Origin of the sequence: Candidatus Kryptonium sp., assembly GCA_025060635.1 — a bacterium.
Taxonomy (GTDB): Bacteria; Bacteroidota; Ignavibacteria; order Kryptoniales; family Kryptoniaceae; genus Kryptonium.
The window spans coordinates 1-500 of record JANXBN010000155.1 but is presented as its reverse complement, the minus strand read 5'-3'; the positions used below and the strand labels follow the sequence as shown (position 1 = coordinate 500).

Annotated in this window: 1 protein-coding gene; it reads left to right on the top strand. The window is 41.0% G+C overall.

The features are described from left to right. Window positions 1–262 precede the first annotated feature (262 nt). Window positions 263–500: tRNA-guanine transglycosylase (locus tag NZ923_10885; protein MCS7230511.1), on the top strand; the 238-nt coding region annotated here is incomplete at its 3' end.

The window sequence follows — 500 nt, the reverse complement described above, 5'->3', positions numbered from 1 at the left end:
AGTAATTCATAGTGCATGTCAGTATTATATATTTAACTACACTTTGGGTGAAAGCTTACTACGGATTACTACCAGTATGTTTAACATCCAACTGTTTAATAAATTCATCGTCTTTGACACATAATGTATGAGTTCTTATAAAGTCAGGCTCAGACTACAGAGTAGTGGAGCATCGGGTATTAGGGGGCATTTTTTCGGACGCTGTATAATTCTTCAATTTCTCAACCAGCCTGTGAAGAATTTATACTTATCCTTTAATGCCATGTTTAGGGTGTTAAAAGAAGATGGAAGGGCAAGGTTAGGTGAGCTGAGCACATCTCATGGTATTGTGCGCACGCCTGTTTTTATGCCAGTGGGCACGCAGGGAACTGTGAAGGCAATGCTTCACAAAGACCTTTTGGAAATAGGCACACAGATAATTTTAGGCAACACCTACCATCTCTATCTAAGACCGGGCGTTGAAGTCATAGAGAGCTCTGGGGGGCTTCATGCCTTTATAG